The sequence below is a fragment of the Mesorhizobium sp. M0833 genome, from assembly GCF_040319905.1.
Lineage (GTDB): Bacteria > Pseudomonadota > Alphaproteobacteria > Rhizobiales > Rhizobiaceae > Mesorhizobium.
This window is the reverse complement of the sequence record NZ_JAMYOQ010000005.1, coordinates 119127-142747: the sequence shown is the minus strand read 5'-3', so window position 1 is coordinate 142747 and position 23621 is coordinate 119127. Positions and strand designations below refer to the sequence as shown.

31 protein-coding genes are annotated in these 23621 nt (G+C 63.8%); 9 read left to right on the top strand and 22 right to left on the bottom strand.

What is annotated here, in order from left to right:
* Positions 1-52: 52 nt before the first annotated feature.
* The 6 genes from NKH98_RS08230 to gcvA all read right to left on the bottom strand — a co-directional run bounded on the left by NKH98_RS08230 (position 53) and on the right by gcvA (position 6135).
* A complete protein-coding gene (locus NKH98_RS08230) occupies positions 53-823 on the bottom strand; it encodes an L-iditol 2-dehydrogenase (protein ID WP_254815837.1) in 771 nt (256 codons plus the stop codon).
* A complete protein-coding gene (locus tag NKH98_RS08225; protein WP_352897597.1) occupies positions 820-1824 on the bottom strand; it encodes an ABC transporter ATP-binding protein in 1005 nt (334 codons plus the stop codon). The genes NKH98_RS08230 and NKH98_RS08225 overlap by 4 nt, the downstream gene beginning before the upstream one ends.
* Before the next feature lie 51 nt (positions 1825-1875).
* Positions 1876-2700, bottom strand: coding sequence for a carbohydrate ABC transporter permease (locus tag NKH98_RS08220; protein ID WP_352476993.1), 825 nt, complete (start codon positions 2698-2700; stop codon positions 1876-1878).
* 11 nt (positions 2701-2711) lie between these two features.
* Positions 2712-3584, bottom strand: coding sequence for a carbohydrate ABC transporter permease (locus tag NKH98_RS08215; RefSeq protein WP_031195183.1), 873 nt, complete (start codon positions 3582-3584; stop codon positions 2712-2714).
* Between the two features lie 114 nt (positions 3585-3698).
* Complete coding sequence (locus tag NKH98_RS08210; protein ID WP_254815834.1) at positions 3699-5009, bottom strand: ABC transporter substrate-binding protein; 1311 nt, start codon at positions 5007-5009, stop codon at positions 3699-3701.
* Positions 5010-5223: 214 nt separating this feature from the next.
* On the bottom strand, positions 5224-6135 hold the full coding sequence (gcvA, locus tag NKH98_RS08205) for a transcriptional regulator GcvA (RefSeq protein WP_352647861.1): 912 nt from the start codon (positions 6133-6135) through the stop codon (positions 5224-5226).
* Positions 6136-6245: 110 nt separating this feature from the next.
* On the opposite strand from gcvA, the gene NKH98_RS08200 reads away from it, so the two are divergent.
* Positions 6246-6431, top strand: coding sequence for a hypothetical protein (locus NKH98_RS08200; RefSeq protein WP_254815832.1), 186 nt, complete (start codon positions 6246-6248; stop codon positions 6429-6431).
* Positions 6432-6507: 76 nt separating this feature from the next.
* Here the strand turns inward: NKH98_RS08200 and NKH98_RS08195 are convergent, their stop codons facing one another.
* Positions 6508-7467 carry a sugar-binding transcriptional regulator gene (locus NKH98_RS08195; protein WP_023722533.1) on the bottom strand — a complete coding sequence of 320 codons (960 nt, stop codon included), beginning with the start codon at positions 7465-7467 and terminating at the stop codon, positions 6508-6510.
* A 362-nt stretch (positions 7468-7829) separates the two neighbouring features.
* Between NKH98_RS08195 and NKH98_RS08190 the strand changes: the two genes are divergently transcribed.
* A complete protein-coding gene (locus tag NKH98_RS08190) occupies positions 7830-8462 on the top strand; it encodes an HAD family hydrolase (RefSeq protein WP_352476991.1) in 633 nt (210 codons plus the stop codon).
* A gap of 22 nt (positions 8463-8484) precedes the next feature.
* Here the strand turns inward: NKH98_RS08190 and NKH98_RS08185 are convergent, their stop codons facing one another.
* The 7 genes from NKH98_RS08185 to ureC form a co-directional block, all read right to left on the bottom strand.
* Positions 8485-9252, bottom strand: coding sequence for a class II aldolase and adducin N-terminal domain-containing protein (locus NKH98_RS08185; RefSeq protein WP_254815830.1), 768 nt, complete (start codon positions 9250-9252; stop codon positions 8485-8487).
* A gap of 81 nt (positions 9253-9333) precedes the next feature.
* Entirely contained in the window at positions 9334-9975 is a 642-nt protein-coding gene (gene ureG / locus NKH98_RS08180; RefSeq protein WP_254815829.1) for an urease accessory protein UreG, read from the bottom strand.
* Positions 9972-10412, bottom strand: a complete 441-nt coding sequence (locus tag NKH98_RS08175; protein WP_352476988.1) for a DUF3995 domain-containing protein — start codon at positions 10410-10412, stop codon at positions 9972-9974. Before NKH98_RS08175 ends, ureG begins: the two co-directional genes overlap by 4 nt.
* Positions 10409-11098 (bottom strand): urease accessory protein UreF, encoded by a 690-nt coding sequence (locus tag NKH98_RS08170; RefSeq protein ID WP_352476987.1) that lies wholly within the window; start codon positions 11096-11098, stop codon positions 10409-10411. The genes NKH98_RS08175 and NKH98_RS08170 overlap by 4 nt, the downstream gene beginning before the upstream one ends.
* Positions 11091-11675 (bottom strand): urease accessory protein UreE, encoded by a 585-nt coding sequence (ureE, locus tag NKH98_RS08165; RefSeq protein ID WP_352476986.1) that lies wholly within the window; start codon positions 11673-11675, stop codon positions 11091-11093. The genes NKH98_RS08170 and ureE overlap by 8 nt, the downstream gene beginning before the upstream one ends.
* Before the next feature lie 56 nt (positions 11676-11731).
* Complete coding sequence (locus NKH98_RS08160) at positions 11732-12325, bottom strand: hypothetical protein (protein WP_352897595.1); 594 nt, start codon at positions 12323-12325, stop codon at positions 11732-11734.
* A 47-nt stretch (positions 12326-12372) separates the two neighbouring features.
* A complete protein-coding gene (gene ureC / locus NKH98_RS08155) occupies positions 12373-14085 on the bottom strand; it encodes an urease subunit alpha (RefSeq protein ID WP_502894213.1) in 1713 nt (570 codons plus the stop codon).
* 179 nt (positions 14086-14264) lie between these two features.
* Between ureC and NKH98_RS08150 the strand changes: the two genes are divergently transcribed.
* Both NKH98_RS08150 and NKH98_RS08145 read left to right on the top strand, forming a co-directional pair.
* Positions 14265-14648, top strand: a complete 384-nt coding sequence (locus NKH98_RS08150) for a hypothetical protein (protein WP_023677006.1) — start codon at positions 14265-14267, stop codon at positions 14646-14648.
* 126 nt (positions 14649-14774) lie between these two features.
* Positions 14775-15269: a hypothetical protein gene (locus NKH98_RS08145; protein WP_352476984.1), complete on the top strand. Its 495-nt coding sequence runs from the start codon at positions 14775-14777 to the stop codon at positions 15267-15269.
* Between the two features lie 26 nt (positions 15270-15295).
* On the opposite strand, the gene NKH98_RS08140 is transcribed toward NKH98_RS08145, so the two are convergent.
* Genes NKH98_RS08140 through NKH98_RS08120 form a run of 5 tightly spaced genes read right to left on the bottom strand, consistent with a single transcriptional unit; the run spans position 15296 to position 17688 of the window.
* On the bottom strand, positions 15296-15601 hold the full coding sequence (locus NKH98_RS08140; protein WP_352476983.1) for an urease subunit beta: 306 nt from the start codon (positions 15599-15601) through the stop codon (positions 15296-15298).
* A gap of 7 nt (positions 15602-15608) precedes the next feature.
* Positions 15609-16202, bottom strand: a complete 594-nt coding sequence (locus NKH98_RS08135; RefSeq protein WP_352897693.1) for a HupE/UreJ family protein — start codon at positions 16200-16202, stop codon at positions 15609-15611.
* A 35-nt stretch (positions 16203-16237) separates the two neighbouring features.
* Positions 16238-16495: a DUF1272 domain-containing protein gene (locus NKH98_RS08130; protein WP_352897594.1), complete on the bottom strand. Its 258-nt coding sequence runs from the start codon at positions 16493-16495 to the stop codon at positions 16238-16240.
* Between the two features lie 19 nt (positions 16496-16514).
* The gene (locus NKH98_RS08125) at positions 16515-16817 is read right to left on the bottom strand and encodes an urease subunit gamma (RefSeq protein ID WP_023677011.1); all 303 of its coding nucleotides are present in this window, start codon (positions 16815-16817) and stop codon (positions 16515-16517) included.
* A 28-nt stretch (positions 16818-16845) separates the two neighbouring features.
* A complete protein-coding gene (locus NKH98_RS08120) occupies positions 16846-17688 on the bottom strand; it encodes an urease accessory protein UreD (RefSeq protein WP_352897592.1) in 843 nt (280 codons plus the stop codon).
* A 203-nt stretch (positions 17689-17891) separates the two neighbouring features.
* On the opposite strand from NKH98_RS08120, the gene NKH98_RS08115 reads away from it, so the two are divergent.
* From NKH98_RS08115 to NKH98_RS08105, 3 genes are all read left to right on the top strand, one after another.
* Positions 17892-18146 carry an acyl carrier protein gene (locus tag NKH98_RS08115; protein WP_023677013.1) on the top strand — a complete coding sequence of 85 codons (255 nt, stop codon included), beginning with the start codon at positions 17892-17894 and terminating at the stop codon, positions 18144-18146.
* 4 nt (positions 18147-18150) lie between these two features.
* Positions 18151-19359, top strand: a complete 1209-nt coding sequence (locus NKH98_RS08110) for a beta-ketoacyl-[acyl-carrier-protein] synthase family protein (RefSeq protein WP_352879303.1) — start codon at positions 18151-18153, stop codon at positions 19357-19359.
* 135 nt (positions 19360-19494) lie between these two features.
* Positions 19495-20199, top strand: coding sequence for a glutathione S-transferase family protein (locus tag NKH98_RS08105; RefSeq protein WP_352897591.1), 705 nt, complete (start codon positions 19495-19497; stop codon positions 20197-20199).
* Positions 20200-20220: 21 nt separating this feature from the next.
* Here the strand turns inward: NKH98_RS08105 and NKH98_RS08100 are convergent, their stop codons facing one another.
* On the bottom strand, positions 20221-20349 hold the full coding sequence (locus NKH98_RS08100; protein WP_352509367.1) for a hypothetical protein: 129 nt from the start codon (positions 20347-20349) through the stop codon (positions 20221-20223).
* On the opposite strand from NKH98_RS08100, the gene NKH98_RS08095 reads away from it, so the two are divergent.
* On the top strand, positions 20342-20623 hold the full coding sequence (locus NKH98_RS08095) for a hypothetical protein (protein ID WP_352897589.1): 282 nt from the start codon (positions 20342-20344) through the stop codon (positions 20621-20623). The two genes, NKH98_RS08100 and NKH98_RS08095, sit on opposite strands and share 8 nt — an antisense overlap.
* 43 nt (positions 20624-20666) lie before the next feature.
* Here NKH98_RS08095 and NKH98_RS08090 read toward each other — a convergent pair whose 3' ends face one another.
* Positions 20667-21287: a nucleoside triphosphate hydrolase gene (locus NKH98_RS08090; RefSeq protein WP_254815818.1), complete on the bottom strand. Its 621-nt coding sequence runs from the start codon at positions 21285-21287 to the stop codon at positions 20667-20669.
* A 76-nt stretch (positions 21288-21363) separates the two neighbouring features.
* On the bottom strand, positions 21364-22470 hold the full coding sequence (locus NKH98_RS08085; protein WP_352897587.1) for a hypothetical protein: 1107 nt from the start codon (positions 22468-22470) through the stop codon (positions 21364-21366).
* Between the two features lie 222 nt (positions 22471-22692).
* Between NKH98_RS08085 and NKH98_RS08080 the strand changes: the two genes are divergently transcribed.
* Complete coding sequence (locus tag NKH98_RS08080) at positions 22693-23586, top strand: D-alanyl-D-alanine carboxypeptidase family protein (protein ID WP_352897585.1); 894 nt, start codon at positions 22693-22695, stop codon at positions 23584-23586.
* The last annotated feature ends 35 nt before the right edge of the window (positions 23587-23621 follow it).

The window sequence follows — 23621 nt, the reverse complement described above, 5'->3', positions numbered from 1 at the left end:
GGACGGCTCTTCCCCCCGTGGAGGAGACGGGGAGAAGAGCGCCTTCGCCCCCTCAACTCATCCACTGGCCGCCATCGACATTGTAGGTCTGGGCGACGATGTATTCGGCCTCATCGCTGGCCAGGAACACCGCCATGCCGGTGAGGTCTTGCGCCGTGCCCATGCGGCCATAAGGCACGGCTTCGCCGACCAGTCTCTTCTTCTCGCCCCTCGGCCGGTTCTCGAACTTGGCGAACAAGGCATCGACATGATCCCAGTGCTCGCCGTCGACGACCCCCGGTGCTATCGCGTTGACATTGATGCCGTGTTTGATCAGGTCGAGCCCTGCCGACTGGGTGAGCGAGATGACCGCCGCCTTGGTGGCGCAATAAACGGCGACCAGCGCCTCGCCGCGGCGCCCGGCCTGGCTTGCCATGTTGATGATCTTGCCGCCCTTGCCGCGGGCAATCATAGAACGGGCGGCGGCCTGCAATGTAAACAGCGTGCCGGCGACGTTGACCGAAAACAATTTGTCGTAGCTTGTCTTGGTGATCTCGACGATCGGCGCCAGGTCGAACAGGGCGGCATTGTTGATCAGGATATCGAGGCTGCCGGCCCTGGCTTCGACCGCCTTGACGGCCGCATCGATCGACGAGAGATCGGTGACGTCCAGCGTCACCGCGTAGGCATTGCCACCGATTTCGGAAGCCGTCTTCTCGGCAGCCTCGAGATTGATGTCGCCGATGGCGACGGTCGCCCCCTCTCGCATGTAGGCTTCGGCGAACGCCCTGCCGATGCCGCGCGCCGATCCGGTGATCAGCGCCGATTTACCCCGGAGCCTCATTGCAGCATCGCCTTCCCATCGCCGCCGAAACGATGCAGCTTGGCCTTGTCCGGCGTCAGATAGATCGTGTCGCCGTGATGGGCGGCCAATTCGCCGTCGGCACGCACCGTCAGCTGCCCGACGCCGTCCGCCTGGACGTGCAAGAACGTGTCGGAGCCGAGATGCTCGGCAACGCCGACCGTCGCCTTCCAGTCGCCTGACGTCTTCGAAATGTTCATATGCTCCGGGCGGATGCCGACTGTCTTTGCGCCATATTTGGCGGCCGGCGCGCCTTCGATCAGGTTCATCTTCGGCGAACCTATGAAACCGGCGACGAACAGATTCTTCGGCGTCTTGTAGAGCTCCATCGGCGAGCCGACCTGCTCGATATTGCCGGCATTGAGCACGACGATCTTGTCGGCCATGGTCATCGCCTCGATCTGGTCGTGGGTGACGTAGACCATGGTGGTCTGGAGCTGGTGGTGCAGTTCACTGATCTCCAGCCGCATGGTGCCGCGCAGCGCCGCGTCGAGATTGGACAACGGTTCGTCGAACAGGAAGGCCGATGGCTGGCGGACGATGGCGCGGCCGATGGCGACACGCTGCCGCTGGCCGCCGGAGAGCTGGCCGGGGCGGCGGTCGAGGTAGTTGGTGAGGTTCAGGATCCGCGCGGCGTCCTTCACCTTCTTGTCGATGGTCGCCTGGTCCTCGCCCGCCATCTTCAGCGGGAAGGCGATGTTCTTGGCCACCGTCATGTGCGGGTAGAGCGCATAGGACTGGAACACCATGGCCAGCTTACGCTTGGCCGGCGCCTCGCCGGTGACGTCGCGGCCATCGATGATGATGGTGCCGCCGCTGGTATCCTCCAGACCGGCGATCAGACGCAACAGGGTGGATTTGCCGCAGCCCGACGGACCGACGAAGACGACGAACTCTCCGTCCTCGATGACCAGGTCGAGGCCGGGGATGATGGACGTCGCCCCAAAGGATTTGGAGACGTTCTTGAGCGTGATGTTTCCCATGGTTTCCTCCCCCGAAGGGCTATCTTTTCGTTTTGCGTCAGGCGATGCCCGCTACTTTACCGCACCGAATGTCAGGCCTCGGACCAGCTGCTTCTGGCTGAACCAGCCCATGATCAGGATCGGCGCGATCGCCAGCGTCGAGGCGGCCGAAAGCTTGGCCCAGAACAGCCCCTGCGGGCTGGAGAAGGAGCTGATGAAAGCGGTGAGCGGCGCTGCCTCGGTGGTGGTCAGCCGGATCGTCCAGAACGCCTCGTTCCAGGCGAGAATGATGTTGAGCAGCATGGTCGAGGCGATGCCGGGCACCGCCATCGGCGTCAGCACGTAGATTATCTCGTTCCACAGCGATGCGCCGTCCATGCGCGCCGCTTCCAGGATCTCGCCAGGGATCTCGCGAAAATAGGTGTAGAGCATCCAGACCACGATCGGCAGGTTGATCAGCATCAGCATGACCATCAGGCCGATGCGGCTGTCGAGCAATCCGGTGTCGCGGAAGATCAGATAGATCGGAAACAGCACGGCGACGGCCGGCATCATCTTGGTGGAAAGCATCCACATCAGGATGTCCTTGGTGCGTTTGCCCGGCGAAAACGCCATCGACCATGCCGCCGGTATGGCGACGAGCAGAGCCAGGACGGTCGAGCCGACCGAGAGGAACACCGAGTTGAGGAAGAATTTGAAATAGCCGTTCTGCGCCTGGACCTCGGAATAGCTCTCCATGGTTCCCGACGGGAACAGGTTGAAGCCCTGGATGGCCTCCTGCTCCGACTTGAACGAGGTGATGATCGTATAGAGGATCGGGAAGAAGATCAGCAGGGCGACGATCCAGGCGGCCGCGGTCGCAATCGTCTTGTGCCGGGTGGTGACTGCACGTGCCATCTTATCCTCCCTTATTTGTCCAGGTTCTTGCCGACGGCGCGCATGGCGAAGAAGGCGACGATGTTGGCGAGAATGACGGCGATGATGCCGCCGGCGGACGCCTGGCCGATTTTGAACTCCAGCAATGCCTTCTGGTAGACGAGGAAGGGCAGGTTGGTGGAGGCATAACCCGGGCCGCCATTGGTGGTGACCAGGATCTCGGCATAGACCGACAGCAGGAAGATCGTCTGGATCAGGATGACGACGGTTATGGCGCGCGACATATGCGGCAGCGTCAAATAGATGAAGCGGCTGATGAAGCCGGCGCCGTCCATTTCGGCGGCTTCCTTCTGCTCGCCGTCGAGCGACTGAAGCGCGGTCAACAGGATCAGCGTCGCAAACGGCAGCCACTGCCAGGCGACGATGATGATGATCGCCAGGAGCGGGTGCTGCCCGAACCAGTCGATCGGCTGCCCGCCGAAGAAACGCGCAATATCGGCGAAGACGCCGTATTGCGGATGCATGATCATGTTCTTCCAGACAAGTGCCGCCACCGGCGGCATGACGAAGAACGGCGAGATGACGAGGATGCGGACGATGCCTTGTCCCCACATCGGCTGGTCGAGCAGAAGGGCCAGCAGGATGCCGCCGATCACCGTGATCAAAAGCACGCTGACGACGATGGTGAGCGTGTTGAGGATCGACTGCAGGAATGCCGGGTTGGAATAGAACAGCGCGTAATTCGAAAACCCGACGAAGCCGTCGCGCATCGGATTGAGCGGGTTGTACTGCTGGAAGGAGAACCACAGCGTGAATGCCAGCGGCACAATCATCCAAACCAGCAGCAGCACCACGGATGGCGCCATCATGAAGCGGGCAAGCGAACGGGTCTGCTGAGTAGCCATGACGGTCACCCTTCGAGGTCGGCCAAGTTTTTCAGCGGCGTAAAATTGGCCGCCCGAACTGGGATTCGGGCGGCCCGTGCCGGCTGCCATGGGCAACCGGCACCGGGAGGCGCCTTATTTGATGTACCCGCCCTCGGTCATCGTCGCGGTGGCGGCGTCCTGTGCCTGCTTCAAGGCGTCGTCGACGCTCGTCTGGCCGGCAAGGGCCGCCGAGAAGAGCTGGCCGACGGTGGTGCCAAGGCCCTGGAACTCAGGAATGGCGACGAACTGGACGCCGACATAAGGCACCGGCTTGACGGTCGGGTGCGTCGGATCGGCGGCGTTGATGGAATCCAGCGTCATTTTCGCGAAAGGCGCCGCCTTCTGGTACTCCGGGTTGTTGTAGAGCGAGGTGCGCGTTCCGGGCGGAACGTTGGCCCAGCCTTCCTTTGAAGCGACCAGTTCGAGATAGTGCTTCGAAGTCGCCCAGGAAACGAACTTTTGAGCGGCGTCGGCCTTCTGCGTGCCGGCGGGGATGGCCAGCGACCAGGCCCACAGCCAATTGCCGCGCTTGCCGAGGCCATTGTCCGGGGCCAGCGCATAGCCGACCTTGTCGGCGACGGTCGAGTTCTTCGGGTCGGAGACGAAGGACGCAGCGACGGTAGCATCGATCCACATGCCGCATTTGCCCTGCTGGAACAGCGCCAGGTTTTCGTTGAAGCCGTTGGACGACGCGCCCTCGGGGCCGTCGGCCTTCATCAGGTCGACATAGAACTGCAGCGTGTTCTTCCATTCGGGCTGGTCGAATTGCGGCTTCCAGTTCTCGTCGAACCAGCGCGCGCCGAAGGAGTTCGACATGGCGGTCAGGAAGGCCATGTTCTCGCCCCAGCCGGCCTTGCCGCGCAGGCAGACGCCGTTCACGCCGTTGGCGCGGTCGGTCATCTTGTCGGCGGCCTGCTTGATGAAGTCCCAGGTCGGTGCATCGGGCATTTTGAGCCCGGCCTTGTCCATCAGGTCCTTGCGGTACATGACGAAGGAGCTTTCGCCGTAAAACGGCGCTGCGTAGAGCTTGCCGTCGACCGACAGGCCGCCGGCTATGGCCGGGATGATGTCCTTGACGTCATAATCGTCACCGAGCTTGTCGAGCGGCAAAAGCCAGTTCTGCTTGGCCCAGATCGGCACCTCATAGGTGCCGATGGTCATCACGTCGTACTGGCCACCCTTGGTGGCGATGTCGGTGGTGACGCGCTCGCGCAGGACGTTTTCCTCGAGCGTGACCCACTGCAGCTGAATGTCGGGATTTTTGGCGGTGAAGTCGTCGGTCAGCTTCTGCATGCGGACCATGTCGCCATTGTTGACCGTGGCGATGGTGATGGATTCGGCATGCGCGGCGAAAGCGAGGGCGCTGGCCGAGAACAGGCCTAGGGTGAACGTGCGAAGTTTCATCAAAATTCCTCCCATAAACCAAGATGAGCATTTGCCTTGGCTGTGGGCAATTACTCACTTGCGATGAAATATGTCAAGACGGAATCGTTGCTGCAGCGCAGCACGCCGGGTCTCGTGCGGCGACAAGCCGGGACGTTTGCGGCATGTCTGACGAAGAATTTCAGCCGGGCTGATTGGGCCCGGAGCTTTGCTGTCGGGCTTGCTGGGATTCAGCCTATTGGCAAGCGATCTCGCTCAGGATCCAATCGCGGAAGGCGCGGATCTTCGGCACGTTGCGCCGCGCCGTCGGATAGACCAGCCAATAGGCGTGGCCGTCGTCACCGACCAGATCAAAGGGCTGGATCAGGCGGCCGTCGGCAAGTTCGGCCTTGAACAGCGCCTTGGTGACGATCGCCACGCCGTGGCCGGCAATCGCGGCATTGGCCTCATAGGCCTGCGCGCCCATGCTGGTGCCGGGGCGCTTGGCCAGTTCCTCGACCGGCAGGCCGGCGGCGGCAAACCAGTCCCGCCACCAGATGTCGCCCGGGTCGAGGATCGGCAGCCGCAGCAGGTCGGCCGGCTCCTTGACGCCGCCGATGCTTGCCGCGAGCTTTGGACTAAGGACCGGCGTGAAATCGGCCCTGAAAAGCATGTGGGTCTCGACGCCCGGCCAGTTGCCGCCGCCGGAGCGGATGGCGATGTCGATATCCTCTCTGGCAAAGTCGACAACCCTGTTCGAAGTATCGACGCGCACCGCCAGCGACGGATGCGCGACCTGGAACGAACCGAGATGCTGGGCCAGCCAATTGGAGGCAAAGGTCAGCAGCGTCGAAACGCAAAGCACGCCGTCGGCGCCGGTGCGCGCGGCGGCATAGGCGCCGCTCAACAGCGCGAATGCTTCGCTGACCGCGGGCGCCAGGCGTTGGCCGGGTTCGGTCAGCACGATCTGTTTTGGCTGGCGCAGGAACAGGGGCGCACCGATGCGCTCCTCCAGAAGCTTGATCTGATAGCTTGCCGCCGCCTGCGTCATGCCAAGCTCCTGGGCGGCCTTGGTGAACGAGAGATGCCGCGCCACCGCTTCGAATACCCGGATCGCCTGAAGCGGAGGAAGCTGCGAAACCAGCTGTCGTGAATTGAGCTCCGGCATAAGCCCTCCTTATGGGCAGTGATCGACGTTTGATTGGCGGCACCGGCCGGGCCTACCGATATTCCGTATTGAAGATCAACTACGCCTAGAGATAGCGAAGGCTGACGATCATGACCACAATACAGGAAAAGCTGCTTCTTGCTCCAGCCCATGGCTGGTTTTCACGGCTGGCGCGGGGATTGGCAAGGCACGCGGCGCGGAAACGGGCCTATCTCGACGTCCGGGAGCTGCCGCCGCATCTGCAGCGCGACATGGGCTTTCTCGACGGCAACGATCCATGCGGCCGGCACCAGTAGTGACGCTCGTTTTTATCAGGGATTCAGATGCGTTTCGATTTCACATGATCGTTTCCGACCGCCAGCGGCTCGGAGATCATGCGCCCGCTAGCAAGGCGGCGGCGGTCCGCTCATCGGTGATCAGGCCGTTGACCAGCCGCCGGTTGACGGCGGCAAAGATGCCCGGCAGCTTGCGGTCGCCCATGGCAAGCGCGATCACCAGCGACTTTTCGCGCGACGGCAGCGGTGCCGACGACACCCGATCATTGGTAATACCCTCGATCATACGGCCGTCACGATCGAACACCCAGCCGACGATCTCGGCGACGCCGCCGGCCTTCTGCAACGCCTTTAATTCACCCTCCGAAATGAAGCCGTCCTCGTAAAGCGGCGCCTTCGGGCCGAGATCGCCTATGCCGACAAAGGTGACGTCGGCCTCGGCCGCAAGCGCCAGCGTCGGCTGGATCATCGGCTGGCTCAGCAGCATCTCGCGCTCCTCCGGCGAGGAGGCGATGACCGGCAAAGGCATCGGAAACGAGCGCGCCTTGACCCTGTCGGCCATGGTGAAGATGACGTTGTAGAAGGCGGCCGAGCCGTCCGGCGAGATGTTGCCGGTCAGCGACACCACCTTGTGCTGCGGACATTCCATCGGCGGCAGTTGCTCGATCGCGGCCTTCAGCGTGCGGCCGGTGCCGATCGCCATGACGATCGGCGTCGGCGACCGCAGCCGCCGTTCGATCTCGGCCGCCGCAGCCTCGGCGACGCCGATGACGGTGGAGGAAGAGGAAGGGTCGCTGGGCACCACCTCGACCAGATCAAGCGCAAAGCGCGATTTCAGCCGTGCCGCAAGGTCAAGGCAATTGGCGATCGGATGGTCGACGCGCACCTTGATCAATCCTTCGGAGACTGCGAGCGACACCAGCCGCTGCGCCGTCTGGCGAGAGATGCCAAGCGTGGCGGCGATCTGGTCCTGGGTGTTGCCGGCAACGTAATAAAGCCAGCCGGCGCGCGCCGCATCGTCCAGCCTGTTGCCGCCGCTATCCTGCCGCGAATTCAAGTTCCTGCCTCCCAACCCCGCCGGGCATAAGAGGCGGAGCGCCGTAGTTTCGCAGGGAATGAACTTGCGCGCAATTGCCTATTGCAAGAGCAATTGCTTAGGGCTGAGACTTGGGTATTTGGAGCGAAGTGGCGGGTCGACCCAGTCTCGTCGCAACAGCAAGGCTGTGGAGGTCGCATAATCTCGGTCCAAAGCGCGTCGCGTTCAATCGGGCTTATGCGATGCGCTTTAGACTCTTGCTTTCTATGCATGTCCGTGTCGCAAAACCGCTGCACACTGTTGCGCGACATGCATTAGCGGGGACGCCGCGGTTTATCTCCCGCGCCAAACGCTTTAAGGGATTTTTGAGAATGGAGCCTTGCATGACGCCGAAAGCGGTTTTCTGGGATATGGACGGCACGCTGGTCGACAGCGAGCCGCTGCACGAAGCGGCGCTGATCGCGGCGCTGCACAGTGTCGGCATCGTACCGCCGGCCGACCTGCATGACCGCGTGCTCGGCATCGCCGCATGGCCGGTCTACGAAATGCTGCGCGACGAGTTCGGCCTCGACCTGCCTTTCGACGACTGGATCGTGCGCAAATACGATCACTATCTGCCGATGGCCGAAACGCTGACGCCGCGCAGAGGCGCGATCGAGATCTTCAACGAGCTGCGCGCGGTTGGCATACCGCAAGCGGTGGTCTCCAACTCGGACAGGCTGATCGTCGATGCCAATCTGCGCGCCGTCGGCCTCGTCTATCCCGGCATGAAGACGGTCAGCCGCAACGACGTGCGTGAAGGCAAGCCGCATGCCGAACCTTTCCTGCGCGCCGCCTGGCTGGCCGACGTCGATCCCGCCGAGGCCGTGGCGGTCGACGACAGCGTGACCGGCGCCACGGCGGGGCTGGCAGCGGGAATGAAGACGATCTTCTGGCCAGAAGCGCCCATGGAGGGGCCGCCGGGGGCGATAATCATCAACAGCGCCGACGAATTGCGAGCCGAACTCGGGCTTTAAGCCAGGCCCGGCGGGACCGCGCTCAACTCCGGTAGGCAGGCTCCTGCTCGTCGAGGATCGCCTTCAGTTCGGAAAGGTGGCGTTCGGCCTGGCCGGGATAGTCTTCCTGTTCCCTTGCCGCCTTTTCGGCGATCTCATCCGACAGTACCCGCAGCGGCCGCCCGGTCCACAGCGCCTTGATATAGGTTTCGGCGGCGCGCTCGAAATAGAACATGCGGTTGAAGGTGTCGGCGACGCTGTCGCCGATGACCAGCACGCCATGGTTGCCCATCACCATCACCTTGACCTTCGGGTCGACAAGAAGCTGCGAGCAGCGCTCGCCCTCTTCCTCGAAGGCCAGCCCGCCATAATGAGCGTCGACGACATGGCGGTTGAAGAAGATTGCCGAGTTCTGGTCGACCGGCGGAAGCGTCGAGTCGGCGAGCGAGGCAAGCACGGTGGCGTGGATCGAGTGGACATGCATGACGCAGCGCGCATGACGCACATTGCGATGAATGGCACCATGCAGGCCCCACGCCGTCGGATCGGGCGCATTCGGGCCGGAGAGCGTGCCGGGATCGTTGGCGTCGATCAGAAGCAGATCGCTCGCCTTGATGCGCGAGAAATGCACCTGGTTGGGATTCATCAGGAATTGCGAACCATCGTCGTTGACGGCCAGTGAGAAATGATTGGCCACCGCCTCGTGCATGTTGAGCCGCGCCGTCCAGCGGAAGGCGCAAGCGAGGTCGACGCGCTCCTCATAGAACGGCAGGTTGGTCAGCACTTCCTTCTGCAGGCGCGTGATGCTCATCGTAAACCTCCGTGAAAGAAGCAAGGATGCCGCGCGGCTGGAACACGCGCAACCGGTTTCGTTTGGTACAGGCGAGCGCCGTTATGCCGCCGTGCTGGTGGCCGCGCCGACCCGAAGCCCGCCATGCTCGACGATGAAATCGATCACCTCCTGCAGCCCCTTGCCGCGCGACAGGTCGGTGAAGCCGAACGGCCGCTTGCCGCGCATGCGGGCAGCGTCGCGTTCCATGATGTCGAGATTTACGTTCACATAGGGCGCAAGGTCGCTCTTGTTGATGACCAGGAAATCGGACCGGGTGATCGCCGGTCCGCCCTTCCTCGGGATCTCCTCGCCCTGGCAAACCGAGATGACATAGAGCGTCAGGTCGGCAAGATCCGGCGAGAAGGTGGCGGCGAGATTGTCGCCGCCCGATTCGATGAAGACGATGTCGAGATCGGGGAATTTTCTGGTCATCTCGGCGATCGCCTGCAGATTGATCGAGGCGTCCTCGCGGATGGCGGTGTGCGGACAGCCGCCGGTCTCGACGCCGACGATGCGATCCTCGGGCAGGGCCTGCAACCTGGCCAGCATCATGGCGTCTTCCTTGGTGTAGATGTCGTTGGTGACGACGGCGATCGAAAACTCGTCACGCAGTGCCTTGCAGAGCTTTTCGGTAAGCGTCGTCTTGCCCGAGCCGACCGGGCCGCCAATGCCGATGCGAAGAGGACCGTTGGGCGATATCATGCGGGGAACTCCGTGACGGCAAGAATGGCGAAGGCAAGCCCGATCAGCAGGCACAGCGGCGAATAATAACGCAGATCGAGCCGCGCGAAAGGCTGTTCGGGCGTCAGCCGGCGCCACCAGGGCGTGAAGCCGGCAATGCCGCGCGCCAGGAAAACCAGCGCGATGAGCAGCGACGTGGCGGCAAGCCCGGCTTTGGGAAACGGCGTGGCAAAGATGCCCTCGAGCGCCATCGGCCACAGTGTCGCCAGGCCAAGGCAGGCGGCAACGGCGAAGCTGGCGAAGGGTGCCGGCATCTCGTCGACGCCATGAAAGCCGATGACCGCACGAGCGCAGGAGGCGGCGTCCCTGCCCGGCCAGATGCCGCCAATGCCCCAATAGACATGCAGTGCTGTGATCAGCAGCAGGACGAGCGAGACGGCGAAAGCGAGGACGATCATGAGCGGAACAGCCGCGAATACTGGGCCTCGTGCTTCATCGCCGTGATGTCGGAGATAAAAGCGCAGCCGCCGAGATCATCGAGGGTCGAGCCGGCAGCGCGGTCGGACGTAGCCAGGGCAAGCGGCTCGAAGCCGGCGAGCAGCGCGGTGGCGCCGGTCTGGCCGACGGCGCCGAGCCGGATCGCGGCCTGAACAAGGTTGGAGAAGAAGGCCTGCAGGAAGGCGGCCAGGGCGTCCCGCAGCGAAATGCCGTGATCGCCGGCAACAGCGCCGACGGCAACGCAATAGGCACATTCGGTCGGCAGGCGATCCAGCACCTGGCACGGCCAGGCGGAGGCTGCTTTCAGGAAAGCGGCGCCCTGCAGCATCGTCTCGGTATGACGCTCGCGCGAGCCTGCCAGAGCTTCGGCAAGGGCGACGATTTCATCGAGATCGCCGGTTTCGCGCGCCCTGCGCCAGCTTTCGGCAAACAGCACCGCATCATTCCAGCCCGAACCCATTTCGACCAGCGTTTCCAGCCACGCGGCGAGGTCTTTGCTGTCGGCAACCAGCCCGGCATGCACGGCTTGTTCCAGGCCATGGCTGTAGGAAAAGCCGCCGACCGGGAAGGAAGGCGACAGCCACGCCATCAGCCGCAACAAAGCAATATTGGAAGGCTGGGCAACGCTGGAAGGCCGGTCAGTCATGGTCATGGTCGTGCGAATGGCTGTGGGAATGCGAATCGCTATGGCTATGGGAATGCGCTTCGGCGTGGCTGTGCGCATGTGCCTCGGCATGGGCATGGCCGTGCCCGCCAAGCGCGGAATAGGCGCCGCGCACCGGCTTGAACGGTTCGGAGACGTCGCTCACAATGGCGCCCAATCCCTCCAGCATCGCCTTGATGACATGGTCGCGCAGGATGAGGATGCGGTTAGCCTCGATGGCGGCGGCGAGATGGCGGTTGCCGATGTGCCAGGCGAGCTCGGCGAGATGGATCGGGTCGCTGCCCCTGATATCGTAGAGCGGCTCTTCGGCCGCGATGATCTCGATGTGGCGGCCATCCTCCAGCACCAGCCGGTCACCATGGTTCAACGTCACCGGTTCGGGCAGGTCGACCAGCACCTTGTCGCTACCGGCCGTTTCGATGGCACGACGGCGCAGATGCCGCTCGTCATGGGCAAGCACCGCCCGGTCGTATGGCGTGGTGGTTCCGGCTTCGCCTGCGGCCAGGACGGCGACGGCGCGCGGGAATTTGGTGAAGTCGGTGCGAATATCGAGCTTCATGTAAAAACTGCCTCTCCCAAAAGCCTAGCCTATCGCGTGCGCCGCCCCAATGGCGCTCAAACGATCGTGTCGAAGAGCCGCATGATAAACGATACCTGATAGACGAGCGCGCCGGCGACAAAGGCGATGTGAAAGCGGCGGTCGCGCAGCAGGACCGCAATGACGCAAAGCGCGACGAAAACCGGCGTGCGGATCAGATATTCAACGCCGAAATGGGCGAAATGCGCCGGCCCTTTCAGCAGCGTGTCGACCACGTCGAGCAGATAGGTCGCCGCCAGCAGGCCGAAGAACCAGGCCCGGCGCGAATAAAAGAAATCCTCATAGCTGGTGTAGTCCAGCATCGAGTCCGGAAACAGCAGCGCGCAGAGCAGGAACAGCGTGACGGCGTAGAAGATGATGAACAGGTATTTGCCGAAGGTCCAATTCTCGATCTGGAACAGGCCGAACTCCCACCACCAGAAATGCACCAGCATCAAAAGCACCGACGCAACCCAGGCGAGATGCACGGGATAGAGCCGGTACTGGCCGGGATGCTGGACGATACGGGCAAGCCCCGACAAAAGCCGGGTGACGCCAAGGCCGATCACCATGCCCAGGACGATGCGGATATGCGGGAAAATGTCGTGGGCGTAGGAGAGTTGCTGGTCCATAAGCCTGGCGCGGCATGTTCTACATCGGTCGTTCTAACGCCTATGGTTCAGAACAGGAAGTAGCGTTGCGCCATCGGTAGCACGGTGGCCGGCTCGCAGGTGAGCAATTCACCGTCGGCGCGGACCTCATAGGTCTCCGGGTCGACCTCGACATGCGGCGTGGCGTCGTTGAGCACCATCGAGTGCTTGCCGATGCCGCCGCGGGTGTTCTCGACCGCCACCATCTGCTTGTCGACCCCGAGCCTGCCGCGCAGGCCCGAATCCAGCGCTGCCTTCGAAACGAAAGTTACGGACGAATTGGTCATTGCCTTGCCGTAGGCGCCGAACATCGGCCGGTAGTGCATCGGCTGCGGCGTCGGGATCGAGGCGTTGGGATCGCCCATCGGGGCGGCGGCGATCATGCCGCCGATCAGCACCATGTCCGGCTTAACGCCGAAGAAGGCGGGGTTCCACAGCACAAGGTCGGCGCGTTTTCCCACCGCCACCGAGCCGATGTCCTTCGACAGGCCATGCGCGATGGCCGGATTGATGGTGTATTTGGCGATGTAGCGGCGGACGCGGAAATTGTCGTTGTCGCCGGTCTCCTGCGGCAGCGAACCACGCTGGCGCTTCATCTTGTCGGCGGTCTGCCAGGTGCGGATCGCCACTTCGCCGACGCGGCCCATGGCCTGGCTGTCCGACGAGATGATCGAGAAGGCGCCGATGTCGTGAAGAATGTCTTCGGCGGCGATGGTTTCCTTGCGGATGCGGCTTTCGGCAAAGGCGATGTCTTCGGGGATCGACGGCGACAGATGGTGACAGACTATCAGCATGTCGAGGTGCTCGGCCAGCGTGTTGACCGTGTAGGGACGCGTCGGATTGGTCGAGGACGGAATGACGTTGGGCAGACCGCAGACCTTGATGATGTCAGGCGCGTGGCCGCCGCCGGCGCCTTCGGTGTGGAAGGCATGGATGGTGCGGCCCTTGATCGCCGCGACCGTGTTTTCGACGAAGCCGGACTCGTTCAGCGTGTCGGTGTGGATCATCACCTGCACGTCGTAATCGTCGGCGACCGACAGGCAGCAGTCGATTGCAGCCGGCGTCGTGCCCCAGTCCTCATGCAGCTTCAGCGAGCAGGCGCCGGCGAGCACCATCTCCTCGAGTGCGGCAGGCAGCGACGCGTTGCCCTTGCCCGACAGGCCGATATTCATCGGGAAGGCATCGAAGGACTGGATCATGCGCGCCAGATGCCACGGCCCCGGCGTGCAGGTGGTGGCCAGCGTGCCATGCGCCGGGCCGGTGCCGCCGCCGAGCATGGTGGTGATCCCCGACATCAGCGCTTCCTCGATCTGCTGCGGGCAGATGAAGTGGATATGCGCGTCGAAGCCGCCGGCGGTCAGGATCTTGCCTTCGCCGGCGATGATCTCGGTGCCGGGACCGATGATGATGGTGACGCCGCCTTGGGTATCCGGATTGCCGGCCTTGCCGATCGCGGCGATGCGGCCGTCCTTCAATCCGATGTCGGCCTTGACGATACCGGCGGTGGCATCGACGACCAGCGCATTGGTGATGACGGTGTCGACCGCGCCTTGCGCGCGCGAAACCTGGCTCTGGCCCATGCCGTCGCGGATGACCTTGCCGCCGCCGAATTTCACCTCCTCGCCGTGAACGGTGAGATCCTTTTCGACCTCGATGAACAGCTCGGTGTCGGCGAGCCGGACTTTGTCGCCAACGGTCGGGCCGTACATCTGCGCATAGGCGGCGCGGGTGATTTTAGCCATCAGCAATTGCTCCCGAAATACAGCCCGAAAAAACCGCTTGTCGAAGGCGGGCCCCACATTGCTGCCATCCTATGGTCACGCAATGACCCGCTGAGCGACACTTTCCGATCCCATTTGGCGTTTGAGGTGGCCGGGCCACCCCAAAACGACCATTTGCCAATCGATGGAAAGGAACATCCATGCGCAAAACGACCCTTCTGGCAGCCGCCGCCACGCTGGTGCTTGCAACCGCCGCCAGCGCCCAGCAACAGCCTGCGCAGCAGCCCAGTCCGGCGCCGGCCGCGCCTGCTCCTGCCGCGCCCGGAGCGCAGCCACAGGCGCCCACCATCCAGGCGATCAACGTCGTCGACATCAAGGATCTGCCGGCGGACACTCAAGCCAAGGTCAACGAGGTGATCGCCAAGCGCAGCGACGCCGATCTGCAGAAACTGCGCGGCTCGATCGACGCGACACCGCAGGTCAAGTCCGCACTCGAAGCCAAGGGGCTCACCTCGGCGCAGGTGATCGCCGCCAGCATGAGCACCAATGGCGCGCTGACGCTGATCACCAAGAAAGCGAGCTGACGAGACAAGGCGGCGGGCCGGCGCCCGGTCAGCCCGCCGCCTCGCAAAGGGAACCTTCACGGGGGACGTTTCGTTTCGGTCCTGTCGCCCTGACACAAGCCTCGAAAAGGACCCTGAGAACGAGCGATGGCGATCACCACCTTCTCCGACACCAGATGGCTGCATGGCATTGCCGCGACCGCGTTTCTGGCCGCCAGCATTCCGCACGCCGCGCTGAACGCGCAGAGCCTCGACAGCGCCGAGACCGTCAACCGGATCGTCGGCTCGGAGGTCGGCCAGGAGGAGACCAAGACAAATGCGGAAGCCGGCAAGGTCAGCTCGGCGATCGACCGCACGCGTGAGAACATCGCTGCCGTGCGAAAGACATCCAAGCTCGACAAAGTCGATATCGTGTTTCTTACCGACGCAGCGCGCACCGAAGGCGGCCCGCCGCCGGCGATCGAAAGCAAGGTCAGGCAACATCGGGACGACATTGCCGAGCTGCGCAAGGAGATCGAGGCGAACGCATTGCTGTTCAACGCTATCGACTCGCGGCGAGTGCAGACCGAGGACGTTCTGGCGGTTGAATTCGACGATTCGGGAAAGGTCGTCATCTATGCGGCGGCCAAGCCGCCCGGCTGAGCCGAAACTGCTCGACGCCTTCGATCTCACAGCTTGCCCATGATCTTCTGCTGAAATCCGTAGACCTCGCGCTTGCCGCCGAACGGCACTAGCGTAACATCGCGCTCCTGGCCGGGCTCGAAGCGCATCGCGGTGCCGGCGGCGATGTCGAGGCGCATGCCCCGCGCCTTGTCGCGATCGAATCTCAGTCCTTCATTGGTCTCGAAGAAATGATAGTGGCTGCCGACCTGGATCGGCCGGTCGCCGCTGTTGGCCACCTTCATGGTGACCGTCGGCAGTCCCTTGTTCAGTTCGATCTCGCCGCTTGCCGTGATGATTTCGCCGGGGATCATCACGGCCTCACAGGATGCCGAAGGCGAGGCCGGCGCCAATCGCGGCACAGGCGGCGCCAGCGGCGCGGGCAAGCCCACTGAAGCGCCAGCCGAGGCCGAGACCAGCCGTGATGCCGACGGCATGGAGCAACCCGGTGGCAACGGCAAAGCCTGCGGTATAGCCAAGCCCAGCGGCATTTTCAGGCACCTCGGTGCCGTGGGCGTAGCCATGGAACAGCGCAAACAGGCCGATGACGGCGACGCCGGCCGAGACGGGAAGATCGACGGCGAGCGCAACCAGAAGCCCGAGTGCCACGACGGACGCCAATATGGCCGGCTCGACGAAAGGCATCGGCACATGCAGCATACCGAGCGCGCCGCCGGCCAGCATGACGCCGACGAAAGCCAGCGGCCATGCCCAGATCGCCTTGCCGCCCCTGAGCGCCGCCCACAGGCCGACGGCAATCATCACCGTCATATGATCGAGGCCGGAGAGCGGGTGGGAGAAGCCGGCGGTGAAGGACGAAACCGTGCCGACGCCGACGTGGGCATAGGCCGGCATAGCTGCCGCCAGCAGCAGGGCCGCCGACAGTGTCGTGCATTTCATCGTAGCGGGGATCATCGGCGTAGCTTCCATCTTCGAGATCATCATGCCTCTCACGCCGCCTTGCGGGCCGGACCGCAGCCTTCTGCCTTGAGGACGCGCTTGGTGGAGGCCGGATATTTCGTCAGCAGCGCTGCCGGACGGATCGGGCGGGCCGAGAAGTTGCCGCCGCAATTCGGGCAGGCGCTGCCGAGCATGTTTTGTGCGCAGTCGGCGCAGAAGGTGCATTCGAAGGTGCAGATCACCGCGTCCGTCGCATCGGGCGGCAGATCCTTGTCGCAGCATTCGCAGTTCGGACGCAGCTGAAGCATTTTCCTCTCCTTGGCAGTGTTATCTGATCGGCTCGTGCACGGTCACCAGCTTGGTGCCGTCTGGAAACGTCGCCTCGACCTGCACATCGTGGATCATTTCGGCAATGCCTTCCATCACCTGGGCCCGGGTGACGACATGGGCGCCGGCCTCCATCAGCTCGGCGACCGCGCGGCCGTCGCGGGCACCCTCGACGACGAAATCGGTGATCAGCGCGATCGCTTCCGGATGGTTGAGCTTGACGCCGCGTTCGAGCCGCTTGCGGGCCACGATCGCCGCCATGGCGATCAGCAGCTTGTCTTTCTCCCTCGGCGTCAGATTCATGCGTTTTCCTGCAGTGGCACAATCGAAATCAGAGTGACCATAATTTGGGCAGGCCCGCCCGTCCGTTGAGCAATTCGACAAGCGGCACCAGCCGCTTGCGGAGCTGGTAGCCATCCTCGGCGAACAGCCGAGCAAGAAGCTTGCCAGATTTCCGCACGCTCCAGAAACTGACGCCGCCCTGGCCGGTGACCATGCCCCGGGCCGGCTCGAGCAAAGCTTCTGCCCGCGGCGACACCATCAGCAGCGTCGCCACGGCGATGCCGCCACCGGCAACCGCCGGACGATTCAAGGTGGCGGCAATGTCGGGGCCGATGCGGAACTCCTCGGCGTGAATCAGCGCCCCGTCCTGGCGGACGCGCCAGCGGTCATGGAATTGGCCTTGCGAAGCCCGTTCACCCATGGCCAGGCGGCCGAAGACGGTAGCTTCCAGGATCAGCGCCTCGGCTCCGGCGGCAAGCTCCACCTCAAGCGTGCGGGCAAAGGCCGAGCGGTCGAAGACGATGGTTTCCTGCGGCAGCCAGGCAATCTGGCCGCCTTCGCCGGCGCTCAATTGCACCCGCACTTCGGCGCGGTCGGATGCGGCGCGGTAGATTTTCTCGCAGGCCTGCGTCGTTATCGTTGCGGACGCGCCGGCACCGACATCGACCTCCCAGGCGAGACGGTCGCCACCGGTCAGCCCGCCGGCGGTGTTGATCAGGACGGCTTCGAGCGGATCGGCCGAGACTGCCGGCATGCGGATCTTGGCCGAGCCGTCCTGGTACAGGCGCCGAAGACGCGTGCGGCCTCCGTTCCAGTCGCAGCCAAGCCGCGCAAGCCCGGCAACGCGCTGGGCCGGCGGCACTGAGGTCAAGCTATATGCGATCGTGTCCACGACACCAACGTTAAGCACTGCGGCGGCTTTGTCGATATATAGCTTGTTGCTTGACAGCGTTTCGGTTTCTATAGAGGGAGCCACCTTGGTACGGTCACCGGCGCCTGGCGGGGGGTAAAAGGCGACGATGACGACGTAATCGAGGACAAAAGGGGCGCTGATCAGTTGGCGTCGGGAAACGACAGAGTTGGGGAAGAAACCGAATGGCTGACCAGCTGGCAAACGATATCATCGCCAAGATCAAGGCTCATGCCGAGCCGGGCGGCGAGGAAATCACCACCAGTACCGAACTGACCGCCCTTGGCATCCATTCACTGGAACTGACGGAGATCATCTTCGACCTCGAGGAAGAGTATGGCATCGAAATCGAGATGAACACGGTCGATGCCTGGAGCAATCTGAAGAATGTCGGCGACATGGTCGAGGCGGTTCGCGCGCTGATCGCGAAAAAAGCCTGACTGAATGCACAAGCGCATCGTCATCACGGGCATCGGCGGGTTATGCGGCCTCGGCACCAATGCACCGGCAATCTGGAATGAGATGCGCGCCGGCCGTTCGGCAATCGGCGCGATCGACAATCCGCTGCTGCATGATCTGAAGGTCAAGGTCGGCTGCGAAATCAAGGCGCTTCCCGAGCACGGCATCGACCGCAAACAGGTCGTGTCGATGGACCGCTTCAGCCTTCTGGCGACGATCGCCGCGCGGGAGGCGGCACAGCAGGCGGGATTGAACCCGCACGCGGCCAACACCTACCGGATGGGCACCATCGTCGGCGTCGGCGTCTGCGGCTGGGAGGCAATCGAAGAGAACTATCGCGCCATCCTGCTCGAAGGCAAGAACCGCGCCGGCATCTTCACCGTACCGAAAGTAATGCCGGGCGCAGCCGCCGGCCATGTCAGCATGAATCTTGGTCTGCGTGGACCGGTGTTCGGCATCACCTCTGCCTGCTCGTCATCCAACCACGCCATTGCCTCGGCGGTCGATCAGATCAGGCTCGGCCGGGCCGACGTCATGGTCGCCGGCGGCACCGATGCGCCGCTGGTCTGGGGCATCCTCAAGGGCTGGGAGGCCCTGCGGGTATTGTCGCCGGACACCTGCCGGCCGTTTTCGGCCGACCGCCAAGGGCTCGTGCTCGGCGAAGGCGCCGGCATGGTGGTGCTGGAAACGTATGAGCATGCCATGGCGCGCGGCGCCGCCATCCTTGCCGAAATCGCCGGCGTCGGCCTTTCCGCCGACGCCTCCGACATCGTCGCGCCAACGATCGAAGGACCGGAGGCGGCGATGCGCTTCTGCCTCGTCGATGCCGGGCTCAATCCGGAGGACGTCGACTATCTCAACGCGCATGGCACCGGCACCAAGGCCAACGACCAGATCGAGACGGCGGCGATCAAACGCGTGTTCGGCGACCATGCCTACAAGCTTTCCATCTCCTCGACCAAATCGATGCATGCCCACTGCCTCGGCGCATCCGGCGCGCTGGAAATGATCGCCTGCGTGATGGCGATCCGCGAAGGCATCGTGCCGCCGACCGCCAATTACCGGGAAGCCGACGCCGACTGCGACCTCGACATCACGCCGAACGTGGCGCGCGAGCGCGCGGTGCGCACTGCAATGAGCAACAGCTTCGCCTTCGGCGGCACCAATGCGGTGCTGGCGGTCAAGGCCGTGTGACCACACCCCTGGCGGCCCTTCGCCGGGGCCGGTGAAACTTTCCATGCGCGTATTGATCGCGCCAGGCGTCGCGCCTAACTCTCTGCGACCCGCCATGACCATGCCGCTCGGCGCGGTCCCCGACCAGGAGTTTCGATGACCGATCTGTCCGCGTTTCCGATCGCCAGGCGCTGGCCGGCGAGCCACCCCGACCGCATCCAGCTTTATTCGTTTCCGACGCCGAACGGGGTGAAGATATCGATCGCGCTGGAGGAACTTGGCCTGCCCTACGAGCCGCATGCCGTCGACATCGGCAAGAACGAGAGCTGGACGCCGGAATTCCTGTCTTTGAACCCGAACGGCAAGATCCCGGCGATGATCGATCCGGACGGCCCGGGAGGCAAGCCGATCGGCCTGTTCGAATCCGGCGCCATTCTGCTTTATCTCAGCGACAAGACCGGCAAGCTGGTCCCGGCAGACGCAACGCTGCGTTACGAGACGATCCAGTGGGTGTTCTTCCAGATGGCTTCCATCGGGCCGATGTTCGGCCAAGTCGGTTTCTTCCACAAATTCGCCGGGCGCCAAATCGCCGACAAGCGCCCGCTGGAGCGTTATCGCGACGAGTCGCGACGGCTGATCGGCGTCCTCGAAACGAGGCTCAAGGGCCGCAGCTGGATCATGGGCGACGATTACACCATCGCCGACATTTCGATGCTTGGATGGGTGCGCAATCTGATCGGCTTTTACGAGGCGCGGGACCTCGTCGGTTTCGACGATTTCCCCGGCGTGGGCGCATGGCTGAAGCGTGGCCTTGCCCGGCCGGCGGTGCAGAGGGGTCTCACCATTCCCGCCAGAGCCTGATCAAAACCCTGACTGCCCCGGCTATTTTGCCTTGGTCCGGGATTTCGAGCCGCCCTTGCCGACTACGGAAGCGGCAAGCGACGCCGCACCTTTGGCGGTCGCAAGCACGGCACCGGCGGCGACATTGGCCGTTGCCTTAACGGTGCGCATTGCGCTGCCTGCGATCGATCCTCTGCTGCTTGCCGATCTTTTGGGCTTGGGTGCGGCGGCTTTGGCCGCGGCAGGCATCACCTTTTTCGGCGCCGCCTTGCCAAAGCTGGGCTTTGCCGCATCCTTGGAGCGGGCCGCCCCTGCCGGGCCGGCGCTGGTTTTCGCTCGAGTGATTTTTGATCGTGTTGCCCTGCCCTTGGCGGGCGCAGGCTTTCTTGCCATGGTCTCCATCGAACCGTTCCCTCATGCGGCACAATTGCCGTGTCAGGGATAACGGCCTGAAAGTGTTAAGGTTCCGGCCGAACAGTCCTTACAGATCAGGCCTGTCCACCGACCACCAGGTCGGCGGGCCGCCGACGGGCAAGCACGCGATCGATGTTCGGCATGTCGTTGGAAGCAATCCAGGCGCGCGCGTCCTGGTCGGACCGGCCGTGCTCGTGCCATCGCTCGAGCAGTCGGCGCTCGAGCTCGGCGCGCGGCACGTCGACGAAGATGGAGTAGTCGAACAGCGGCGCCAGCCGCGTCCATGGCTCTTCGTCGAGCAGCAGGTAATTGCCTTCGACCAGGATGAATTTGGTCTCGGCAGCGATGATCGCAGCGGCGGCGCGCGACAGCTCCATGCTGCGGTCGAACACCGGGATGGCGATATCCGGCTCGCCAGCGCGGATGCGCTTCAGCAGCGCTTCGAAGCCGGCAAAATCAAAGGTTTCCGGGGCACCTTTTCGCTGGCGAAGGCCGCGCCGCTCGAGGACGACGTCATCGTAGTGGAACCCGTCCATCGGCACGACTTCCGCCGTGCCTTCCGGCAGCAGGTCGTGCAAGCCTGCCGACAATGTCGACTTGCCGGCGCCGGGCGGACCCGCAATGGCAACGATAAAGCGCGGCGCCTTGCCGGCGCGCTTGAAAATGGTAGCGGCGAGATGGGCGATTTCTGACATTGGCATCCGTTAAGATGGTTCTGGCGCATTTTGGCGGCAGTTTTCGAAAATTTCAAACGCGGCTTGTGCCAGGCCTTCAATCGGGCCTGGACTGGCCGATCCGCAGGAAATCGCTGTCGAAGCCGATGTCGCGCTCGGCACCGTCAGCCGCCAGGATGCGCATGCGGCCCGGCGAGGTCGTGACGTCGCGCGGCGGCTCGCCGGATGGCCATGGCAGCGCGCCGATGACATGGCGGAACGAGAAGCTGCGCCCTTCAGCAAGGGCAAAGGCGGTCGCCACGCCTTCATGCTTCAGCCAGTTGTCGCCGAGCGACGCGGCATGGCCGACGGCGGTGCGGCCGTCCTCGATGCCGAGCACGCCGCGGTGGCGGCTGCTCCATGGCGCGTAGTCGCGCCCGCCATTGCTGACCCACAGCATGGTGACCGGCAGTTCGGCCGGGTTCTTCAGCACCAGCACGAGGTCGGCTTCCGCCTGGCGCGCCAGCGCGGTCCAGCCCGGTCCGCCATGGTCGGCCTCGACCAGCGTGACGAAGTCCTCGCGCAGCTGGTCCATGCGATAGGCGGTCAGGTCGATCGTGCCGCCGTCGGCGGCGGGAAAGCGCGTCAGGTCGGTGCTGCGCGCCGGGTAGGCGAGCAAAGAGCGGCCGCGGGCCGGATCGGGCTCCGGCGGCTCGTTCGGCGTCGCGGCAAGGCGCTTCGGCGAGAAGGCCAGGCTGCCGCCGGCCTTCATCACCGTCATCGGGTGATGGGCGACCGGAATGGCGCCGGCCCCGCCGGAAAAGACGTGTTCCTGATAGAGAAAGGGATGATCGTCGCGCACGATCAGGATCTTGTCGACGGTTGCGCCGATGACCCGGCGCTGCAGCCGCAAGACGGCGCGCCAGCCATCGACCGTTGCCGCGCTGTCGACGACGTCCCAGCGACTATTGGCCGGCCAGCCATGCAAAGGTGCCGCTTCGACGTCGCTGGTCGAGAACGGCGCGCAGAGGAAATCGCCGGACAGGTGGACCGTCCCTTCGGGCAGGTCTTTCGGCAGCGTCTCGCGCGGCTCGCCGACCCAGGGGGCGCGATGCAGCGGCTTCAGCCGGCGGCCCTCGATATCGATCGCCATATCGGCGAGATGGCCGACGGCAAGATCGACCGATACCGAAATGCCTTTTGCCGTGATCGTGACCGTATCCATGTGCACCTACCGATTCTGCCGGCGCCAGCAAAGCCCACTCGTCGCCGGTTGCGCAAGCGCGATGGCCGGCAATTCTCCCCAGACGGCTCGGAACAGCGGCCATGTTCGGCCTGTGGACAGGGCATCAATCCAGGGCCCCGACCGATATTAACCAAATGGACTGCGCCTTTGCGGTAGGATAGCTTCGCCTCGTCTCAGAAACAGCCTGCCTTCGGAACCGACTTGTCCGCCTTGCGCTTCTTTTCGCTCATCCACAATTACGTCGCGGTGCTGGCGCTGCTGCTGTTTGCCGCCGGCTGCACGACGGTGGCGCCGCCCGACAGCGTGCTGGCCGTGCCGGCGCCGCCGCAGAAATATGCCGCGATGGTCATCGACGCCGGCACCGGCAAGACGCTGTTCGAGGTCAATTCCACGGCGCCACGCTATCCGGCGTCACTGACCAAGATGATGACGCTCTACCTTCTTTTCGAGGCGCTGGAGTCGGGGCGGATCAGCAAGGAGACGCAAATTCCGGTGTCGGACTACGCCGCGCGGCAGCCGCCGACCAAGCTGCGGTTCAGGCGCGGCGAGACGATCGACGTCGATTCGGCGATCCGCGCCATCGTCGTCAAATCGGCCAATGACGTGGCGGTCGCCGTTGCCGAATTTCTCGGCGGCAGCGAAGAGGCGTTCGCCGGCATGATGACCGCCAAGGCGCGCCAGATCGGCATGAGCAGCACCGTCTTCCGCAACGCCTCGGGCCTGCCGGATGGCGACCAGCACACGACGGCGCGTGACATGGCGGTGCTCGGCATGGCGCTGCACACCCGCTTCCCGCAGCATTTCCACTATTTCTCCGACAGCGACTTCATGTTCCGCGGCAGGCTGGTGCGCGGCCACAACGACATGCTCGGCCGGGTGCGCGGCGTCGACGGCATCAAGACCGGCTATATCAGGGCTTCGGGCTTCAACATCGTCACCTCCTATAATGCGGACGGGCACAGGCTGATCATCGTGGTGATGGGCGCCGACAGCGCGCGCCAGCGCAACGACCACGTCGAGGCGCTGATCCAGCGCAGCCTGTCGACGGCGACGGCGAATGCGACGACGCGGCTGCTGTATGCCGAGCAGCAGTGAGGGTTGACGTCCGGGCGGGCGGCGGATCGGGGGCT

Bases quoted from the DNA above. Each gene is read 5' to 3' on its own strand.
- NKH98_RS08230 (WP_254815837.1), bottom strand. From the start codon at position 823: ATGAGGCTCCGGGGTAAATCGGCGCTGATCACCGGATCGGCGCGCGGC.
- NKH98_RS08225 (WP_352897597.1), bottom strand. From the start codon at position 1,824: ATGGGAAACATCACGCTCAAGAACGTCTCCAAATCCTTTGGGGCGACG.
- NKH98_RS08220 (WP_352476993.1), bottom strand. From the start codon at position 2,700: ATGGCACGTGCAGTCACCACCCGGCACAAGACGATTGCGACCGCGGCC.
- NKH98_RS08215 (WP_031195183.1), bottom strand. From the start codon at position 3,584: ATGGCTACTCAGCAGACCCGTTCGCTTGCCCGCTTCATGATGGCGCCA.
- NKH98_RS08210 (WP_254815834.1), bottom strand. From the start codon at position 5,009: ATGAAACTTCGCACGTTCACCCTAGGCCTGTTCTCGGCCAGCGCCCTC.
- gcvA (WP_352647861.1), bottom strand. From the start codon at position 6,135: ATGCCGGAGCTCAATTCACGACAGCTGGTTTCGCAGCTTCCTCCGCTT.
- NKH98_RS08200 (WP_254815832.1), top strand. From the start codon at position 6,246: ATGACCACAATACAGGAAAAGCTGCTTCTTGCTCCAGCCCATGGCTGG.
- NKH98_RS08190 (WP_352476991.1), top strand. From the start codon at position 7,830: ATGACGCCGAAAGCGGTTTTCTGGGATATGGACGGCACGCTGGTCGAC.
- NKH98_RS08185 (WP_254815830.1), bottom strand. From the start codon at position 9,252: ATGAGCATCACGCGCCTGCAGAAGGAAGTGCTGACCAACCTGCCGTTC.
- ureG (WP_254815829.1), bottom strand. From the start codon at position 9,975: ATGATATCGCCCAACGGTCCTCTTCGCATCGGCATTGGCGGCCCGGTC.
- NKH98_RS08175 (WP_352476988.1), bottom strand. From the start codon at position 10,412: ATGATCGTCCTCGCTTTCGCCGTCTCGCTCGTCCTGCTGCTGATCACA.
- NKH98_RS08170 (WP_352476987.1), bottom strand. From the start codon at position 11,098: ATGACTGACCGGCCTTCCAGCGTTGCCCAGCCTTCCAATATTGCTTTG.
- ureE (WP_352476986.1), bottom strand. From the start codon at position 11,675: ATGAAGCTCGATATTCGCACCGACTTCACCAAATTCCCGCGCGCCGTC.
- NKH98_RS08160 (WP_352897595.1), bottom strand. From the start codon at position 12,325: ATGGACCAGCAACTCTCCTACGCCCACGACATTTTCCCGCATATCCGC.
- ureC (WP_502894213.1), bottom strand. From the start codon at position 14,085: ATGGCTAAAATCACCCGCGCCGCCTATGCGCAGATGTACGGCCCGACC.
- NKH98_RS08150 (WP_023677006.1), top strand. From the start codon at position 14,265: ATGCGCAAAACGACCCTTCTGGCAGCCGCCGCCACGCTGGTGCTTGCA.
- NKH98_RS08145 (WP_352476984.1), top strand. From the start codon at position 14,775: ATGGCGATCACCACCTTCTCCGACACCAGATGGCTGCATGGCATTGCC.
- NKH98_RS08140 (WP_352476983.1), bottom strand. From the start codon at position 15,601: ATGATCCCCGGCGAAATCATCACGGCAAGCGGCGAGATCGAACTGAAC.
- NKH98_RS08135 (WP_352897693.1), bottom strand. From the start codon at position 16,202: ATGATCCCCGCTACGATGAAATGCACGACACTGTCGGCGGCCCTGCTG.
- NKH98_RS08130 (WP_352897594.1), bottom strand. From the start codon at position 16,495: ATGCTTCAGCTGCGTCCGAACTGCGAATGCTGCGACAAGGATCTGCCG.
- NKH98_RS08125 (WP_023677011.1), bottom strand. From the start codon at position 16,817: ATGAATCTGACGCCGAGGGAGAAAGACAAGCTGCTGATCGCCATGGCG.
- NKH98_RS08115 (WP_023677013.1), top strand. From the start codon at position 17,892: ATGGCTGACCAGCTGGCAAACGATATCATCGCCAAGATCAAGGCTCAT.
- NKH98_RS08110 (WP_352879303.1), top strand. From the start codon at position 18,151: ATGCACAAGCGCATCGTCATCACGGGCATCGGCGGGTTATGCGGCCTC.
- NKH98_RS08105 (WP_352897591.1), top strand. From the start codon at position 19,495: ATGACCGATCTGTCCGCGTTTCCGATCGCCAGGCGCTGGCCGGCGAGC.
- NKH98_RS08100 (WP_352509367.1), bottom strand. From the start codon at position 20,349: ATGCGCACCGTTAAGGCAACGGCCAATGTCGCCGCCGGTGCCGTGCTT.
- NKH98_RS08090 (WP_254815818.1), bottom strand. From the start codon at position 21,287: ATGTCAGAAATCGCCCATCTCGCCGCTACCATTTTCAAGCGCGCCGGC.
- NKH98_RS08085 (WP_352897587.1), bottom strand. From the start codon at position 22,470: ATGGATACGGTCACGATCACGGCAAAAGGCATTTCGGTATCGGTCGAT.